Annotated in this window: 24 protein-coding genes and 1 pseudogene; 13 read left to right on the forward strand and 12 right to left on the reverse strand. The window is 59.7% G+C overall.

The features are described 5' to 3' along the window. The 6 genes from Q2941_RS47295 to Q2941_RS47320 form a co-directional block, all read left to right on the forward strand. Positions 1 to 333: DUF6876 family protein (locus Q2941_RS47295; RefSeq protein ID WP_458196899.1), on the forward strand; the 333-nt coding region annotated here is incomplete at its 5' end. A gap of 40 nt (positions 334 to 373) precedes the next feature. Then, a complete protein-coding gene (locus Q2941_RS47300; protein ID WP_458196900.1) occupies positions 374 to 604 on the forward strand; it encodes a hypothetical protein in 231 nt (76 codons plus the stop codon). A gap of 248 nt (positions 605 to 852) precedes the next feature. Then, positions 853 to 1,305, forward strand: coding sequence for an Hsp20 family protein (locus tag Q2941_RS47305; RefSeq protein WP_458196901.1), 453 nt, complete (start codon positions 853 to 855; stop codon positions 1,303 to 1,305). An 83-nt stretch (positions 1,306 to 1,388) separates the two neighbouring features. Beyond that, the gene (locus Q2941_RS47310; protein ID WP_458196902.1) at positions 1,389 to 1,712 is read left to right on the forward strand and encodes a hypothetical protein; all 324 of its coding nucleotides are present in this window, start codon (positions 1,389 to 1,391) and stop codon (positions 1,710 to 1,712) included. A 20-nt stretch (positions 1,713 to 1,732) separates the two neighbouring features. After that, positions 1,733 to 2,017, forward strand: coding sequence for a hypothetical protein (locus Q2941_RS47315; protein WP_458196903.1), 285 nt, complete (start codon positions 1,733 to 1,735; stop codon positions 2,015 to 2,017). A gap of 21 nt (positions 2,018 to 2,038) precedes the next feature. After that, positions 2,039 to 2,287, forward strand: a complete 249-nt coding sequence (locus Q2941_RS47320) for a Lar family restriction alleviation protein (protein ID WP_458196904.1) — start codon at positions 2,039 to 2,041, stop codon at positions 2,285 to 2,287. 1 nt (position 2,288) lies between these two features. Here the strand turns inward: Q2941_RS47320 and Q2941_RS47325 are convergent, their stop codons facing one another. From Q2941_RS47325 to Q2941_RS47345, 5 genes are all read right to left on the reverse strand, one after another. Then, positions 2,289 to 3,053: a Mom family adenine methylcarbamoylation protein gene (locus Q2941_RS47325; RefSeq protein ID WP_458196905.1), complete on the reverse strand. Its 765-nt coding sequence runs from the start codon at positions 3,051 to 3,053 to the stop codon at positions 2,289 to 2,291. A 60-nt stretch (positions 3,054 to 3,113) separates the two neighbouring features. Then, positions 3,114 to 4,145, reverse strand: coding sequence for a sulfite exporter TauE/SafE family protein (locus Q2941_RS47330; RefSeq protein ID WP_458196906.1), 1,032 nt, complete (start codon positions 4,143 to 4,145; stop codon positions 3,114 to 3,116). Between the two features lie 154 nt (positions 4,146 to 4,299). Beyond that, positions 4,300 to 4,452: a hypothetical protein gene (locus Q2941_RS47335; protein ID WP_458196907.1), complete on the reverse strand. Its 153-nt coding sequence runs from the start codon at positions 4,450 to 4,452 to the stop codon at positions 4,300 to 4,302. Further along, positions 4,449 to 4,595, reverse strand: coding sequence for a hypothetical protein (locus tag Q2941_RS47340; RefSeq protein WP_458196908.1), 147 nt, complete (start codon positions 4,593 to 4,595; stop codon positions 4,449 to 4,451). The genes Q2941_RS47335 and Q2941_RS47340 overlap by 4 nt, the downstream gene beginning before the upstream one ends. A gap of 59 nt (positions 4,596 to 4,654) precedes the next feature. After that, positions 4,655 to 4,936, reverse strand: a complete 282-nt coding sequence (locus Q2941_RS47345; protein ID WP_458196909.1) for a ParB/Srx family N-terminal domain-containing protein — start codon at positions 4,934 to 4,936, stop codon at positions 4,655 to 4,657. A gap of 160 nt (positions 4,937 to 5,096) precedes the next feature. Here Q2941_RS47345 and Q2941_RS47350 point away from each other — a divergent pair, with 160 nt between their 5' ends. Together Q2941_RS47350 and Q2941_RS47355 are read left to right on the forward strand one after the other, a co-directional pair. Further along, positions 5,097 to 5,336 carry a hypothetical protein gene (locus Q2941_RS47350; protein WP_458196910.1) on the forward strand — a complete coding sequence of 80 codons (240 nt, stop codon included), beginning with the start codon at positions 5,097 to 5,099 and terminating at the stop codon, positions 5,334 to 5,336. A gap of 182 nt (positions 5,337 to 5,518) precedes the next feature. Further along, entirely contained in the window at positions 5,519 to 6,826 is a 1,308-nt protein-coding gene (locus Q2941_RS47355) for a PAS domain S-box protein (protein ID WP_458196911.1), read from the forward strand. Here Q2941_RS47355 and Q2941_RS47360 read toward each other — a convergent pair. Then, complete coding sequence (locus Q2941_RS47360) at positions 6,758 to 7,045, reverse strand: penta-EF hand family protein (RefSeq protein WP_458196912.1); 288 nt, start codon at positions 7,043 to 7,045, stop codon at positions 6,758 to 6,760. The genes Q2941_RS47355 and Q2941_RS47360 overlap by 69 nt on opposite strands. A gap of 216 nt (positions 7,046 to 7,261) precedes the next feature. On the opposite strand from Q2941_RS47360, the gene Q2941_RS47365 reads away from it, so the two are divergent. Further along, a complete protein-coding gene (locus tag Q2941_RS47365) occupies positions 7,262 to 7,429 on the forward strand; it encodes a hypothetical protein (RefSeq protein WP_458196914.1) in 168 nt (55 codons plus the stop codon). A gap of 485 nt (positions 7,430 to 7,914) precedes the next feature. On the opposite strand, the gene Q2941_RS47370 is transcribed toward Q2941_RS47365, so the two are convergent. The 3 genes from Q2941_RS47370 to Q2941_RS47380 form a co-directional block, all read right to left on the reverse strand. Beyond that, positions 7,915 to 8,064 (reverse strand): hypothetical protein, encoded by a 150-nt coding sequence (locus tag Q2941_RS47370; protein WP_458196915.1) that lies wholly within the window; start codon positions 8,062 to 8,064, stop codon positions 7,915 to 7,917. A 628-nt stretch (positions 8,065 to 8,692) separates the two neighbouring features. After that, positions 8,693 to 9,175 carry a hypothetical protein gene (locus Q2941_RS47375; protein ID WP_458196916.1) on the reverse strand — a complete coding sequence of 161 codons (483 nt, stop codon included), beginning with the start codon at positions 9,173 to 9,175 and terminating at the stop codon, positions 8,693 to 8,695. 264 nt (positions 9,176 to 9,439) lie between these two features. After that, positions 9,440 to 9,634 (reverse strand): hypothetical protein, encoded by a 195-nt coding sequence (locus Q2941_RS47380; RefSeq protein ID WP_458196917.1) that lies wholly within the window; start codon positions 9,632 to 9,634, stop codon positions 9,440 to 9,442. Positions 9,635 to 9,888: 254 nt separating this feature from the next. Here Q2941_RS47380 and Q2941_RS47385 point away from each other — a divergent pair. Next, positions 9,889 to 9,969, forward strand: a pseudogene (locus Q2941_RS47385) (DUF2934 domain-containing protein); the annotation flags it as partial. Here Q2941_RS47385 and Q2941_RS47390 read toward each other — a convergent pair. Continuing rightward, positions 9,952 to 11,364 (reverse strand): TAXI family TRAP transporter solute-binding subunit, encoded by a 1,413-nt coding sequence (locus tag Q2941_RS47390; protein ID WP_458196923.1) that lies wholly within the window; start codon positions 11,362 to 11,364, stop codon positions 9,952 to 9,954. The pseudogene Q2941_RS47385 and the gene Q2941_RS47390 overlap by 18 nt on opposite strands. A gap of 403 nt (positions 11,365 to 11,767) precedes the next feature. Here Q2941_RS47390 and Q2941_RS47395 point away from each other — a divergent pair, with 403 nt between their 5' ends. Then, positions 11,768 to 11,926 carry a transposase gene (locus Q2941_RS47395; protein ID WP_458196918.1) on the forward strand — a complete coding sequence of 53 codons (159 nt, stop codon included), beginning with the start codon at positions 11,768 to 11,770 and terminating at the stop codon, positions 11,924 to 11,926. Positions 11,927 to 12,071: 145 nt separating this feature from the next. Here the strand turns inward: Q2941_RS47395 and Q2941_RS47400 are convergent, their stop codons facing one another. Both Q2941_RS47400 and Q2941_RS47405 read right to left on the reverse strand, forming a co-directional pair. Beyond that, positions 12,072 to 12,287 carry a DUF6894 family protein gene (locus Q2941_RS47400; RefSeq protein WP_458196919.1) on the reverse strand — a complete coding sequence of 72 codons (216 nt, stop codon included), beginning with the start codon at positions 12,285 to 12,287 and terminating at the stop codon, positions 12,072 to 12,074. Positions 12,288 to 12,875: 588 nt separating this feature from the next. Further along, the gene (locus Q2941_RS47405) at positions 12,876 to 13,127 is read right to left on the reverse strand and encodes a hypothetical protein (protein WP_458196920.1); all 252 of its coding nucleotides are present in this window, start codon (positions 13,125 to 13,127) and stop codon (positions 12,876 to 12,878) included. A 196-nt stretch (positions 13,128 to 13,323) separates the two neighbouring features. Here Q2941_RS47405 and Q2941_RS47410 point away from each other — a divergent pair, with 196 nt between their 5' ends. After that, complete coding sequence (locus tag Q2941_RS47410; RefSeq protein WP_458196921.1) at positions 13,324 to 13,527, forward strand: hypothetical protein; 204 nt, start codon at positions 13,324 to 13,326, stop codon at positions 13,525 to 13,527. A gap of 112 nt (positions 13,528 to 13,639) precedes the next feature. Then, positions 13,640 to 14,497, forward strand: an 858-nt coding sequence (locus tag Q2941_RS47415; RefSeq protein ID WP_458196922.1) for an IS110 family RNA-guided transposase, incomplete at its 3' end; no start/stop codon positions are given.

The following is a 14,497-nucleotide window of genomic DNA, read 5'->3' on the forward strand; positions in this document are numbered from 1 at the left end:
CTTGCTCGCTTCATCTGTCCGTCCTTCTTCTGGCCGGACTCTAACTCCTTCTGGAGGAAATACTCAGTGGCAGGTCACGTCAAGTTCATGGCCGAGAAGTGCGGGGCCTATTGGCTCATTGACGAGATCGCCTTGGCGCAAGCTTTTCGAGCCACGCGTCAAGGCGGAGGAATTCCAGGCCTGGAAACTACCGAGAGCACCGCCACCCTCACGTGCGATGACGGAAACGGGAACGTCGTTCTGTCCAAGCGCATCCCGTTCACTGATTTCCCGCTCGACACCATTGACCTTTGGGTCGAGGGCGGCGTGATCCTATTGCCCAGCGAGCACTAAGCGCAGTCTGTGACGTTTAGCCAGATCGATACCCGGGCGATTGACGCCATCCGCCGCGGATCACTTCACCGCCTTTATCGGGCGCGGTGAGTACCTGATCGAGAAGCGCCCCACGGTTCTCGCGGCGATGCAAGCCGCCAGCGACATCGAAAGCGATCCCCGGGCCCATACCCGGCGGGCGCTCATTTACGCCATCGCAAAGGACGGCCACGCCACACTGCTGACCGCCGCGCTGATCGAGAAACTGCTTTCCCTCAGATCTAACGGATAACCAGCTGCCCCGCTTAATCTTCAACGGCGTCGTGCGCCGGGTGATCGAATTCAACAAACACTTAGCCAGGCCGCCGTCAGGGCGCTAAAATTTTTCGTCACCCTCTTGAAACTTTTTTGCCCGTTGCAGATTTTTTTGGTCGCCGCAGACATGGCGGCTGGGGCGCCTTCGGGGCCCCGAATCAAGGCGGGCGCCGGACGGTGTCCGGTGTCAGCTCGTATCCAACTTGCTCTTTGGAGGATTTGGCTATGAGGTATGATTGGACTCCCCTGTGGAGGTCGACCATTGGCTTCGACCGCCTGTTTGACGTTCTCGACGAGGTCCAGCGGACCGCCGAAGAGACCTATCCCCCCTACAACATCGAGCGTCTCGACGAGAACCGCTTCCAAATCTCGGTGGCGCTCGCCGGATTCACACCGGACGAGGTCGCCCTTACGGTGGAGCAGAACGTCCTGACGTTGGAAGGCCATAAGGCCGAGATGGACGAGAAGACCTTTTTGCATCGCGGAATGTCGACACGCTCGTTCAAGCGGCAGTTCACCCTGGCTGACCACGTCGAGGTCAAGGGCGCGCACTTCGAGAATGGTCTGTTGGTCATCGAGCTTCAACGCGAGATTCCCGACGCCATGAAGCCGCGGCGCATCGCCATCGCGGGCGCAAGCGCCGGGCAGGCCAAGCAGATCGCGGGCAAGGCCGCCTGACCAAGCTGCGGCTTGGTTCCGATCGCCGCCGCGCGGGTGCTCCCGCGCGGCCACGTTAATGCGTCTTATGATGGAGGTTAGCCATGCGGACGACGCCCGCACATGACAACGTCTTCGATTTCAATGCTCTTCTTCACCCCGGCACGGTGTTCTCGCATCCGCGCGACGTCATCGCTAACCCGAATTTGAGCCTAGCCGAGAAGCGCGCCATCCTCGCGTCACGGGCCTCTGATGCCTCGGCGATCGCGTCCTGTCCAGCGCTACGCGCGCCGGACGGACTAAAGGCGCTTGTTCATATCGATGACATTCTGGAAGCGCTACGCGCGCTGGACGAGGACAGTCCGCACAACCCGCCGGGCGGCAAGCCCATGCGTCTGCGCTCGGCCGAGCGTCGCGCGGTGGCGTGAGCGAGGGGTCTGCAAATTCTATGACTGACGTCACACAGTTGATTCCAGGTCGCTTCTATTGGGTCCTTGTGCGCTCAAGCACGAAAAATCCCGAGTGGCAGCCGGCGCACTTCACCGGCGTTGCTTGCCAGAGCGCCTGCGCGAAGTGGGACTTCATCGGCTTCAATAGCGACGTCGGTCATCATTTCGTCGAGGTCGTCGACATCGGCCCGGAAGCGCTCTTGAGGAGCACCGCAGGGCTCGCTGTTGCGCGCATTGGAAAGCGCGCCAACCCCATTGCTTTGAGTTCTGCTCGCTGGCGGTGAGAGCACGAGGACCGCGTTAAGATGCCTAGGAAGCCTAGCGACAGCGCAGCTATCGATCCACTGCGCGGATTCCCTGTTTCTGTACCACCGCTGCGGCCCTGTCCTTTCTGCGGCGGTTCGCACGTTTGGATCAACAGCGACATCGATCCGAAATTCGTAGTATGTAAGGAATGTTTGGCTTTCGGTCCCACTGCGCCGACCGTTAAGCAGGCTGCCGAGGGCTGGAACCATCGCCCTAAAACGGATACGGCTGCAGCGACCTCTGGCTAATCTAGCTCTCAATCAGCGGCCGAACGACTTGGCTTGGAGCGTGGCGGTCGCCGCTGCCGCGCCGCAGTGCCGATGGGTTATCGGCCATCGCCTGCTTGCCACGCGCAATTCCCCGGTACATCGTGGCGCCGCGCCGCTCGATCTCCGCGTAAGGAATTTCCGGGCACATCAGCCGCGCCCGTGCCGCCGGATTGAGAAAATAGATATAGCGAAGCTGATAGCCCGCCAGCGGGGTGCCTTCACCCGACCAGCGCCCACCATTCCTGGCGAAGTGATCCGCGCGGTTCTTGCCGGTGACTTGCGCCATCCTGTGCACCACCGTGCCATCCGGCGCGCGCAAGAGGCTGTGGTTCTTCCGGATGGCCGTGAGGACGAAGCCCGCCGCGCGATAGATCGTCCTGTCGCCGCACTGGCATCCGTCCGCGAACGAGATCACCCACTCGATCTGCGGATATGTCTTCCGGATCATGCGCAGAGCGATCCCGAGCGCGCGGCTTTCCGAGTTGCGTGGTAGCGCATCGGTGAAGACCAGCCGGTTCAATTCGAGAAATCCGTGCCATCCGGTATCGCGTACCAGCCACTGGATGTTCGACTTGTCCATCGACGGGCCGAAGGTCATCGCGCCTTCCAGCCGGCCATCAAGGAAGACGCCGAGCGCTAGATACGCGTTCTGCACGGTTTTGTGGCTGTAGTGCTGGTGGATGATCAGCGCGTCCGCATCGCGGCGCGAGATCGGCGCGACACGGATTTCTTTAGCCTGTCCCATGGTTAGTCACTGTGTTCGTAGCGCATGATTCGGATTCCGGCTCGGGAGACGGCGGTATCATCACCCCCGAATTGAAGGCAAAACTGCAAAGACCAGCATGGCGATAGCGAGGATCGCCACAACGTAACCGAGGTCGGTGTTAAGCCGAGCAAGCGGGTCGTAGGGAGGTTCGGTCATCTCCGGAGCGATGCGATGATCCAGCCCACTCGTAGCGCCGGGCGTAAGCAAAGCTCTTTCCGATCGCCTTGAGGCCGCTCTCCGTGTGAAAAACATGTACAGCAAATAGCCGTCGATCAAAAATGTGAGGGCCAGAACGACATAGGCCCAGGGACTTTGCACCAAATTCAGTTCGATCAATACCCGGGAGAAACCGAATCCCACGACCCACGCATCAAAGCTCATGCATATCCGACGAAACGTCTCCGCATCCAGATGGCGGATGACATAGGCGCCGAGCGGTACGCCAACCGCAACGCAGGGAACAAGCACCCATAAGATGTTCCCGCTTTCAGCCGTGAACAGGCCAAGCTGGTAATAGACGATGGCGGTCACGCTCGACTCGGCCACGCGAACCAATGCGAGACCGGCCCGGAACTCGGTTTTGACCAGACCCTGGTTGTTGAACAGCATCGCCAGCGGCGGTCCCGAGATGGTGGTGACCGAATACAGGATGCCCAGCGCAGTTCCAAAGGGAAGACCAACCCACCATGTCTGCCGAATTGGTCTCCGAAAACCGGCTGCCTGAAGCAGGATGAGGGGCAGAATGAGTGCGTAGGTCCCGAGTTTGATCCAGCCCGGCTGAACCGTAGTGAGAAGCAAGGCTCCTATTCCGATGCCGGGCAGGAGACCGGTGATGATTGGAAACACCCTCTTCCATACAGCTGCCACGCCGTTCAGATTGATGGACAGAACGTAGAAGTTGGTGACCACCTCGACCAGGACAACGGCGGGATTCAGGATGCGGTTTGCATAGAAAACGAGAGCCACCGGCACGGTGAGCGACGAAAACCCATAGCCAAGCGCGCCATTTACGAAGGCTGCAAGAAAAGCAATGCCAGCGAGAACGATCACCGCAGTATCAAGAGGAGGCATCGTTGGCTCCCCATACGGGCAATGGTCGCCCGCGAGGCGACCGACCTTTATCCTATCACTTGTAGCGGTCTGTTTGCAGGTTGGAACCCTGCCGTATTTGGTCGGTATCGGGGGCATAGCGGACATCGAGTAAGCCGCATCAACCAAACTCGATTTATGCGAGGCGCCCTAGATATTCGGCGCAGATCGCTGCAAGCGCATTGCCTTGCGGCGATCGGTTGGGATTGTCCGGGTCGCGCGGCTTAGTCGCCCTAGCGACGGCGCGCTCGACGATGTCCCACTGCTCGCCATAGAGAATGAACGTCATGTCCCAAAAAAAGGCGACCGATCGCCATCCGGCAAATCCGGCATCGCTTCAAGCACGGCCACACCGACCGATAGCTTCGTAAGCTCGTCCTCGGTGATGCCGGTCAGCGAAAGCTCGAAGCCGCCGGCCAACAGGTCGTTCAATTCGAGCCGGAGGACTTCGTCGTCCCAATCGCTGGCATCGGTAAGCCGATTGTCAGCGATCACATAGGCGCGCTTCTGGTTCTCGCTCCATCACGCGCGACGATGACGGGCACCTCGGCGATGCCGAGCAGCTTTCCCGCCGCAAGTCGGCCGTGGCCGGCGAGCACCATGCCATCATCGGCCGCCAGGATTGGCATCGTCCAACCCCACTCGCGGATCGACGCGGCGATCTGCCCGATCTGCTCGGGCGTATGCCGGCGCGAATTGCGTTCATATGGGCGCAGCCGGCCAATCGGCCACATCTCGACCGTTTGATGCCGCGCGAGGATTCCGGCGGTCAAGCAAAGCCGGAATCGGAAAGCGCGAGAAATGCGAAGGGATCGCGGTCCCGCGTACCCGCGCCGCATCGGCAACCCCAAAGTACCTTTCAGAAACTTCTGTTGAGTGAAAGCATTTACCGCTGCGCGAGGCAATCTCGGCAAAGCTTGAGCGAGCGATCGAATGGCAAGCTCTTCAACGATAGGCATCCATCTCGTGCGGGTCTTGACCGACGATCGCGCGAACAGGCTTTGGGTCGCCGCTGGATCTCCGGAGGAAGCGCTGGCCCTTGTTCTGAAGGCTATTCCGGAGGGTTGGTCGGCCGCGCTGGCAAAGGAACAGTTGACCCCAACCGAGGTGGAAGGGCTCCATTTGAGGCGGGGGGAGGCGTACGAAATCACCCGCACCATCCACATGAGTTGAAAGCTCCTTTTGAGCTAAATGAGACTTTCCGGGATAGTTGCTGCTCTCGATCGTAATAAAGGACTCGCGCTGGTGCTATAATTGCACGAAAAAAGGCGGTGGAGCGTCTGGGGCAAGAGGGTCCTATGTGGCCGAAAAACTTGTTGAGATTTGAACGCAGGTCTCTGAGCAAAGAGACAGCATTGGAGCGCGCTGAACGTTTGGCCGATCTGCTGACATTGTCCTACGAACCGATGCTTGCATGGCGACTCGATGGGCCGATCGAATTCTGGAACGCAGGAGCCGAGCGGCTTTACGGTTTTGCGCAGAACGAAGCCGTCGGACGCAGCAGCCACACCCTACTGCAGACCAAATTTCCAATCGACTTCGCTGATCTGCGCTCGCAACTTCGCCATGAGCGGTACTGGTCGGGTGAGCTGCGTCATATCTGCAAAGATGGCAGCGAAGTCCTCGTCGAGAGCCGTATGCAGTTGTTTAGTGATGGCATCGTGCTCGAAGCCAATCGCGATATTTCCAAAGCCAGAGGGATCGAGACTGCGCTTCGCGAAAGTGAGCAAAATCTGCGCTGGCTGGCTTCCATAATCGAGTCCAGCGACGATGCGATCGTGAGCAAGAATCTCGATGGTACCATTACAAGCTGGAACGCGGGTGCCGAGCGCGTCTACGGCTACTCGGCGGTTGAGGCGATCGGTCAACCCATTACGCTTGTGATTCCTGAGGACCGGCAAAGCGAAGAACGTGAGATTCTAACGCGCATCAGACGAGGTGAGCGCATTGATCATTTTGAGACTGTCCGTCAACGCAAGAATGGCAGCTTGATCGTCGTCTCGTTGACCGTTTCTCCTGTCAAGGATGCCGGTGGAAAAATCGTCGGCGCATCAAAGATCGCAAGAGACATTACCGAGCAAAAGAAAAATCAGGAGCTGATTGCGACATTGGCGCGCGAGGCTGAGCACCGCACCAAGAATCTACTATCGAGCGTGCTGGCGGTAGTTAATCTTTCGCAATCAAGCTCGCCGGAAGACCTCAAAGAGACGATTGTTGGGCGGATCGAGGCGCTCGCGAACGTCTGCTCACTCTTTGTCGCAACGCGCTGGATCGGTGCCGAGCTTTCCGCGATCGCTACGCAAGAACTGGCTCCGTATTCGGAAATGTTTGGGAAGCGAGTGGTGATAGAAGGACCACAACTCGTATTAGAGCCAGATGTCGCTCAGGCGATTGCCATGACGTTGCACGAGCTGGCCACCAATGCCGCAAAGTATGGTGCTTTGTCCCTGTCCGATGGACAGGTCTACGTACGATGGTCGCACGCAGCTGACGGTCAATTGCGTCTAAGCTGGACGGAGACAGGTGGTCCGGGCGCGCAGGAACCTTCACGAAAGGGCGTCGGTGGCCGTATCATAGAAGGAATGATCACCCAGCTAAAGGGGAAAGTCCGCTTTGACTGGGGCAAGGACGGACTTATCTGTGAAATTACACTTCGGGTATGACAAACCTTTCGACCGCGCCTCATCCAGTTCGAGCAGCTCGATCGTAAGCGCGGCGTCGCGATAGCCGAGCGACATTAGCGCATTGTGAGCGTCGACCCGCGAGATCGTGCCTGCGACGTATTGGGCGACGGTGTGTCGGTAATAAGCGCGCCATTGCGCGAGATAGGCGGGATCGAGCCGATCGACCGCCTTGTCCCGCGCAATGCGCTGGATCAGCACGAGGCTAATCCTGATGCGGGGGGCACGCCCGGGGGTGCTTCCGGGGGCGGTGCCGGTGCCGGCTCTGGCTGATCCGTCGGCAGCGGCGCTGGCGACGGGTTGTTTTCATGCTCGCCACGTCTGGGTTTGCCTGCCATGGCTTTCTCCCTCTCTCGTGTGGAACTGTGTACTTCTGGACAGACCGCGACCTAGCAGCGGCGTAGCGTTAGCGTGGCCATGGATAGCGACCGTCTGTTCACTGTAGTGCTCACCGCGCTGGCCGTTCTTGCGCCGGCAGTGCTGATCTTCGCGCTGTTCCTTCACCTCGTCGCCATCGCCCTCGTGACCGCGGGCGCGAGCGCTCGCAGCATCTCGCGGCGCATTACCTCGGCAAGGTCCTCATAGAACGGCACATCGTTCCGAATCAGAACGGACCGCCGCGGGGGGTACATCAAGTGAATTCGCCGGCCTTTCCGCGACCGACTGCCTTGGCGCTGGAAGACTGCTGACCGCGCCCGAACGAGTCTTTCAAAATCCTCGGAACGCACTCGGCCGCTGCTCACCCGCTTGATGTTGAGTGACGACGAGATCGCGATGTTGCCGCTACGAACGTAGCCGCAGCGGGAAGACAGCGAAACTGACGGGAAGGAACGACGGCTAAACGGCTAAGGCGATGGCGGGATGCGAAGGCGTGGGCCTGTCGCACCTCAACGGTCATCGGGCTGCGACGGCGGCAGCTGATCCTGGCCCTCGTCGCGATCGTGGTCGATCGTCTTCATCGCCGAATCATCAGGTTTTCAATGATTTGTCTGATGATGAAGCGCAACGGGCCGCCATCCTCGCCTCGCCACATTGCGCGACGCCCTGAAGCCATTCGCCAAGGCCGTCTATCAGGCGGCCTTTTTGTTTCGTGCAAGATTCCATCCAGCTTGAGCGACGGCGCCACCTGAGACAGTGTTGAGCTGGTGCTCCTCGTTCTCGCGATCGAGCTGGTCCGTCAATTCGATGACACCGTTCTCGCTATCAGTCTTGTGAGGCATGGTCAGTCCTAGTGAAGGTGCGCGGATGACAACATATCGGCCTCGTCTCGACTGTGATGCACAGCACACTGCGCCCCCTGCGCACACGCTGCGCGCCGCGCTCACCCGGCTGCCTGGCGGCGCGAAAGCCGAGCGCAACTGCGAGGACGGCGTCACCTCATACAACCTGGCCTGACATTCCAGGCGCTTCATCCCGCTCTTGCCCGGCGCTTCGGCACTTTCACTGGAAGCCCGGCTGTTGCGCAGCGGGGTTGCAACGGGAGGTCGGCCTTGGCGCGTCCCGCCTCCTGTCGTGGCGCCTAGCCTAGAGCAGCTTCTGCGCCTTCTCGATCTCCTTGAGCAGAGCCATGACCGGATATGAACGTCGAGTGCCGCCGCGATCGCAGCGGCTGGCCAGGAACAGCGCGGGTAGGCGCCCTTTGAGAGCGCTAGGCAACGCGCATGTAGGGAACAGTCACTGACTTTCTCGGGAAGACTTCATCAGTCCGCGCGGAGCGTCATTTGGCGTTGTCCTGACCGAGGGAAGGCCTGGACCGTCGAGCAAGTCTGGCTCGATGAATTGTACGGGTTTCGCGTTTCGGTGAGAGGCGACGACCGCAGGTTAGTGGCGCAGGATTGACGCGGGCCGCTAGTGGGCTCGGCGTCGGGCTCTATCCCCGTCCTGCTTCCATTGACCGAGCAGCGCGCATGCCTCACTTCTCTCCGCGTCGCTTGGCTGGCTGTCAGGATGCAAGCATTTCATGAGCTTGCCGTAAGTCGCGAACGTCATGATGCCCTTCCGGCGACTTTCCCCCTCATACCATTTCTTCATTTCTTGCAGCGCGAGCCGCAGCTTGCGGTTCGTCTCCTTGAGGCGGGCCACCTCGTCGGGATCAATCGGCGGCGGCGCGGGCTTGGCCGCCATGGCCTTGGTTGCTGCATGCTGTTTGCGCTCATCAGCAAGCGCAATCTTCAATGTCGCGTTCTCCTGCTGAAGAGCGGCAATCTCGATTTCCCTTCGCGCCTCGGCCAATTGCTTGGACTGTTCGGCGACGACGTTGCGCAGTCGTTCGATTTCCTCCTTCCGTTTGGTGCGCCATCGCGCCTGCCGCTCGGGATTGTTGAGACCCATGACGATCTCCCTCCGTTACGTAACGGGCTATCATCGTCATGTCGGCACGGCCGTCAATTGAAAATCTCCATCACCTAACGGAGCGCCTTTCGCGTCGGGTTCCGTGTCTTTACCCACCTCACGCAGGGGTGCGCCACCTTTTTTCGGCGGTAGGTGGACCCAAGGGGAGGTACAGGAAAAATAGCGGTCTGATCCCTGCGCGCCGACATCACAGCCGCTCAAGCACGCGCGCGACCTGCGTCGGCGACCACTCGCTGCCCTCGACTACGTCGCAGCCAAACTCGCCTGCACCGTGCCAAGGCTGACGGCAAAACGCTCTGCCAACGCCCGCATGCTGATATCACCAGCCTTATAGCTCTCGCGAATCTGCTGCCGCTTGTGCTCGGGAATGCGCGGACGGCCAATCGGCTTGCCGGACATGGTGCCCTTGGCTTTGGCCTTCGCCAGCCCACTGCGCACCCGCTCAACTCAATTTGAGTTCTTCCTTCCGACGCTATAGGCGCGCCGCATGCTGGGGCCACAACAACACTTCAGTCCACTGGTCCGCGTTACAGTTCTGGGCGGCACGCCGGGTCCTGTGTCCGATGGGCAATGCGGTGCGCGCCGCAGCGCCCGGGGTGACTAGGGCTAGAAAAGAGGGCTTGGGTTTATTTTCCCAATCGAGCGGCCCTTTTGTTGAACTGTAATGGTCAAGGGGGCGGGGACACGAGCTTTGGGAGAACGCGGAGCGCCCAGCGGGCAGGGACCTAGAGTTCTGGTTGCGCGCGGCGCGCGAGCTATTTCAAGGCCCGTAAATTCGCAGGACAACTGGCCTCGTCCGGGGCGCCCCCTTGCAACGCGGCTCGCCTTTCGACGATGGCATGGCTCAACAGTTCGAGCACAAACCCAAAGGCCGCGAGTTCCCCTTCCTCAATGGCGCCGTCATCGAAACATTCGAGCGTTTCACCGATGATGGCGTCGGCCTCGCGCTGCATGGCCAGCAGTTTTTGATTGGATTCCGCGGTCCGCGCGCTGGAAACCAGGGCCAGGATTCTGTTGCGATGGCTGGTGTTTTCCTCCCTTTCCTCCCGATTCAAATAGCGACGCAACCAAGCGCCGACCGAACCGATACCGGAGAGAAGCAGGAGCGCGAACCAGAAGTAATCGCCGTACCTGTCGAGGAAGGTGCGTTCGTTGCCGTCGATCACTGCAGCCGCTCCCCGATGTACCGGCAGCTCGGTGTCTTTCTCGGTGTCCGGCTTGGTGATGTGTGCAGCACCAGGCACTTGCCTGGCAATCGCCTGACGGAGTGCGAATAGTTGCCGGAAAAAGGCCGCCACCGTCGTTTCAGATAAGGTCTTTCGCGCCACGATCAGGTGGTTAACGCTGACCGTCTCAACCTTGTCATCCGGCCAAGCAGGATCCGCACTGAAGACGCTGGGCGGAATTTCCTCGGATTCATAACGTGGGTGCTTCAGGGCGATGGCTTCCGATGCATCGATCGCGAGAAACTTTGGCTCACCTCGCGCCCGGCCCGTTGCGCCGATGGCGTCGGACGTGATTTTGCTGTCGAGCGGACCGACCGCCATGAATGCATCGAGGGTCAGATCGCGCGCCAGCTCCTCGATGTGGTCCGTGGCAAAGTGCGTAACCGCGACCTTGTCCGCCTCCACGCCGGAGGCGCTCAGGATGACCCGCAGCAACGCGGCGTTCGCCGGGGTCCGGCCGATCACGCCGACTCGGCGCCCTGCGAGGTCGGTGATCTCCTTGATTTTCGGCGCGTGCTTTCTTTTGGAGCTCTTGCCCGCAAGTCCGGAAGGCGACCACAGCACAACGAAGTTTTTACGCACGACGGCGACGGTCTGCGCGTCGGCAGGCATCTCCAGATCGCCACGACCGACCGCAAGGTCGGCCTTGCCAGCACCAAGCAGGGCGAGGGCTTCGGCTGCCCCGTCGGCTTTGATCGGAGACAGCCTGACAGTTCTGCTTTCACTAGCGAAGGCATCGGCCATCGCCTGAACCACTTTGTGATCGTCGCTTCCCGGCGGCCCAACCGCGATCCGGAGAACTTCCGGCCGCAACGCGTAATACAGTGCGCCCGCCGCGGCGCCAAAAACCAGACATCCAACGGCCAAGACCAGCAGTAACAAATTGCTCCTTCTCCGCTGTCGGCGGGCCGCGTCAGTGGTTTTACCGTCGGACCAGGACATTGCCGCTTCCAGTCGAAGATCAAAGCGCTTCCTGCTTCCGAGGATACCGTGCTTTTCCAAAGATAACGTCGTGGCGGCCGCCATGGTTCATATCCACCTGGCGGCCTGAAAATGCGACTGGCTGGCTTCTCATCTTGGTCTTGAAGATGCGCCAAGGTGAAGATTATGAAGTGGCGTCGGCGCGGTCAGCCCGGCGTTCAGAGCCGGCGAAGAGCCAGGGACTTGTTTTCCAGTCAGATCCGCCCGTCATGGATGAAGCGAGCGAACCGGTCCCAGCGGCGCAGCATGTAGTCGATTGGCTTGGCGACCGATGACGAGTTCGACAGCTGAAGTGGACCCCAAAAATCGGACCGGTTGACTAAGTGGATTTTGGGCCGTTCTGTCGCAACAGACGGAGCGGAGAATGACGCAGAGGACGAGACGGAAGATTGACGCAGCGCTGAAGGCGAAGATCGCACTGGAGGCGTTGCGCGAGCATGCGACGGTGGCTGATCTGGCGCAGCGTTATCAGGTTCATCCGAACCAGATCTATGCCTACGTGAGCAGATCTAGTCCGCTATAGCCCGCTAACCGGACCTTGACCGGGCGAGCGGATACTTCGCTGATGGGCCAGAAGGCGACATCCGACCGAAGAGGGGACGCTTGCGCTTAGCGACGTTGGTACGATTTGTCGAGCCGACGGGCTCTAGCCGCGTCCGAATTGCGACTTACCTGTGCTTACGTGCTTTAATCTTGATGGAGTAGACAAGGCCGCCTTCGTCGGACACATCAAGATCCCAGCGCCCGTCAGGATCTAGCGCGCTTTCGACGTCGCGCACTAGCCTCAGGGCTTCCTTCCAAGCCTGCCTGTCGTCGCGCAATTCCTCTCCGGTTTCGCTTCTATATGGCTTGCCGTTGCTGATGCTGAAGTAATACTCGGGCATGAGACCGCTCAAATCGGCCGCTGAGCGAAGCCGGTAAGCCGGTCGTTGTGCGATGTTGGTTGTTTGAAACGACGCCGCTTCATCATGGCGCTGCTCCCTGCTTGAGTGGGCGGGAGCGCAACCGGCGTTCTCATCACCGATAGAAGCCTAGGTCCGCGCGGTGATGCAGGAGCAATGTCTGAAAGAGAGACTGGTTCCTAATTGGACACCCAGCGCCCTTGCGTTGGGATTAACCTATCTTACCATTTTGCAGCGGACGGCTTTCAGCCGAGTGATCGGAAAGCGCAATATCCGCAGGATTTTCCCGAGAGACACGATACCTATCAGCCGTTTCCGGCCGAAGAAGATCGCTCCACTTAGGCAACTTAGGATTCGGCTGCGCGATTGTCCGCTAATTCCGCCAATTGAGGTGGCCCTTATGTTTCTAGATCCTGGACGGTACGGATTATCTCAGCGCGACGAGCCAGATCGTCATAGTGTTGCGCGGCTTTAAGCAAGCTTTCTCTCGTTTCCCTATGCTTGGCATTGTCGGCCTTGGTCCGGAACTCTTCCGCTCGCTTCCGCCAGTATTGCGACGGGTGCATCCGTTCAATTCTCATGAGCGCCTCTCGCGCTAACGCAGTACGGACCAAGCCGCTCGATGGTCAGGGCAGCTATCTCCTGCGGATTGCGAATGCCGTCTAGGCCGACTTCGATGATCTTGCGGGCCACGATCTCGCAAATCGGATCGCCGCGATCAACCAGATGTAGCCCGTCGAGGGCTAGATTGAACGCCTGCCTTAGTGTTTCGGAATGTTCCGATCGTATCCCGCGCCTTTTGAGTAAGCGGTCTAGCGTCATCGTTCGCCTCTGAGCTGATCATTTCAAAGCCTGCGCTCCATGCCACGCGAAATCAAGAAAACAGTTGTTAGTTCAATACGTTATTGGTGGCTTCGACTATTTAGGTACTTTTCCCATTAAACTATGTTAGTGCGACTAATTAGCCAAAATAGTAACCGGCCCATTAGAAGCCTTTTGCGCATTAGGAGTAATGGGGATGGGCCAGCTCTCCAGAGGCGAACGCCTCCAAATCATGCTGTCACAAAACGAACTTCGCGCCGTTGATACGTGGCGTTTTAAGAAGCGGATGCCGAGCAGAGCGTCGGCACTACGGGAACTGCTGAAGCGGGGACTTGCTGCCGAAGGGTTTTTGGAAGCCGATGAAGGACAGAAGTCCAAGGATTTCTCTGTTCTCGAATGACCGCGCTTCGTGCGACGGGATCGAGAGGCAAGACCGCTAATGGCATGGTCCGGCCGTGCTCCAGCCCCGCCAGTGATCGAAGCTGGTTCGGGGCACCGAAAAGGAGCGCGCCATGTCTCAGAAATCTAGCAGCGCAATTGCCGTGGTTGGTATCGATATCGGCAAGAACTCGTTTCACGTCGTAGGGCACGATCGGCGTGGTGCGATCGTACTCCGGCAAAAATGGTCGCGTGGCCAGGTCGAGGCGCGACTTGCCAACCTGGCGCCGTGCCTGATCGGTATGGAGGCTTGCGTCGGCGCGCATCATCTCAGCCGCAAGCTACAGGGACTCGGCCACAATGCCCGGCTGATGCCAGCCAAATACGTGCGGCCGTATAGCAAGGGACAGAAGAACGACTTCCGCGATGCGGAGGCGATCGCCGAGGCGGTGCAACGCCCGACCATGAAGTTCGTTGCAACCAAGACTGCCGACCAACTTGACCTGCAGGCCCTGCACCGCGTGCGCGAGCGGCTGGTTAGCCAGCGTACCGGCATCATCAATCAGATCCGCGCCTTCCTGCTCGAGCGGGGCGTTGCGGTCCGGCAAGGGTTGCGTTTCCTGCGCGCCGAGTTGCCGGGCATCCTGGCGACGCGAACCGATGTCCTGTCGCTCCGCATGATGCGCATCATCGAAGACCTGTCAGCAGATTGGCGCCGCCTGGATGCGCGCATCGAAGGTCTCTCCGGCGAGATTGAAACGCTCGCCCGTCAAGATCAGCACTGCGAGCGGCTGATGACGGTCCCCGGCATTGGCCCCATCATCTCGAGCGCGATGGTGGCCGCGATCGGCACCGGAGACGTGTTTTCCAAAGGCCGCGACTTCGGCGCCTGGCTCGGGCTGGTACCGAAACAGATCTCGACGGGAGATCGGACAATCCTTGGCAGCATATCAAGGCGCGGCAATCGGTATTTGCGCAGCCTGTTCGTTCAG

The sequence above is a fragment of the Bradyrhizobium sp. UFLA05-153 genome, assembly GCF_054185185.1.

Bases quoted from the DNA above. Each gene is read 5' to 3' on its own strand.
- Q2941_RS47330 (WP_458196906.1), bottom strand. From the start codon at position 4,145: ATGCCTCCTCTTGATACTGCGGTGATCGTTCTCGCTGGCATTGCTTTT.
- Q2941_RS47370 (WP_458196915.1), bottom strand. From the start codon at position 8,064: ATGCCTCACAAGACTGATAGCGAGAACGGTGTCATCGAATTGACGGAC.
- Q2941_RS47365 (WP_458196914.1), top strand. From the start codon at position 7,262: ATGGATAGCGACCGTCTGTTCACTGTAGTGCTCACCGCGCTGGCCGTT.
- Q2941_RS47310 (WP_458196902.1), top strand. From the start codon at position 1,389: ATGCGGACGACGCCCGCACATGACAACGTCTTCGATTTCAATGCTCTT.
- Q2941_RS47325 (WP_458196905.1), bottom strand. From the start codon at position 3,053: ATGGGACAGGCTAAAGAAATCCGTGTCGCGCCGATCTCGCGCCGCGAT.
- Q2941_RS47335 (WP_458196907.1), bottom strand. From the start codon at position 4,452: ATGACGTTCATTCTCTATGGCGAGCAGTGGGACATCGTCGAGCGCGCC.
- Q2941_RS47315 (WP_458196903.1), top strand. From the start codon at position 1,733: ATGACTGACGTCACACAGTTGATTCCAGGTCGCTTCTATTGGGTCCTT.
- Q2941_RS47390 (WP_458196923.1), bottom strand. From the start codon at position 11,364: ATGTCCTGGTCCGACGGTAAAACCACTGACGCGGCCCGCCGACAGCGG.
- Q2941_RS47305 (WP_458196901.1), top strand. From the start codon at position 853: ATGAGGTATGATTGGACTCCCCTGTGGAGGTCGACCATTGGCTTCGAC.
- Q2941_RS47350 (WP_458196910.1), top strand. From the start codon at position 5,097: ATGGCAAGCTCTTCAACGATAGGCATCCATCTCGTGCGGGTCTTGACC.
- Q2941_RS47320 (WP_458196904.1), top strand. From the start codon at position 2,039: ATGCCTAGGAAGCCTAGCGACAGCGCAGCTATCGATCCACTGCGCGGA.
- Q2941_RS47410 (WP_458196921.1), top strand. From the start codon at position 13,324: ATGGGCCAGCTCTCCAGAGGCGAACGCCTCCAAATCATGCTGTCACAA.
- Q2941_RS47395 (WP_458196918.1), top strand. From the start codon at position 11,768: ATGACGCAGAGGACGAGACGGAAGATTGACGCAGCGCTGAAGGCGAAG.
- Q2941_RS47400 (WP_458196919.1), bottom strand. From the start codon at position 12,287: ATGCCCGAGTATTACTTCAGCATCAGCAACGGCAAGCCATATAGAAGC.
- Q2941_RS47375 (WP_458196916.1), bottom strand. From the start codon at position 9,175: ATGGGTCTCAACAATCCCGAGCGGCAGGCGCGATGGCGCACCAAACGG.
- Q2941_RS47405 (WP_458196920.1), bottom strand. From the start codon at position 13,127: ATGACGCTAGACCGCTTACTCAAAAGGCGCGGGATACGATCGGAACAT.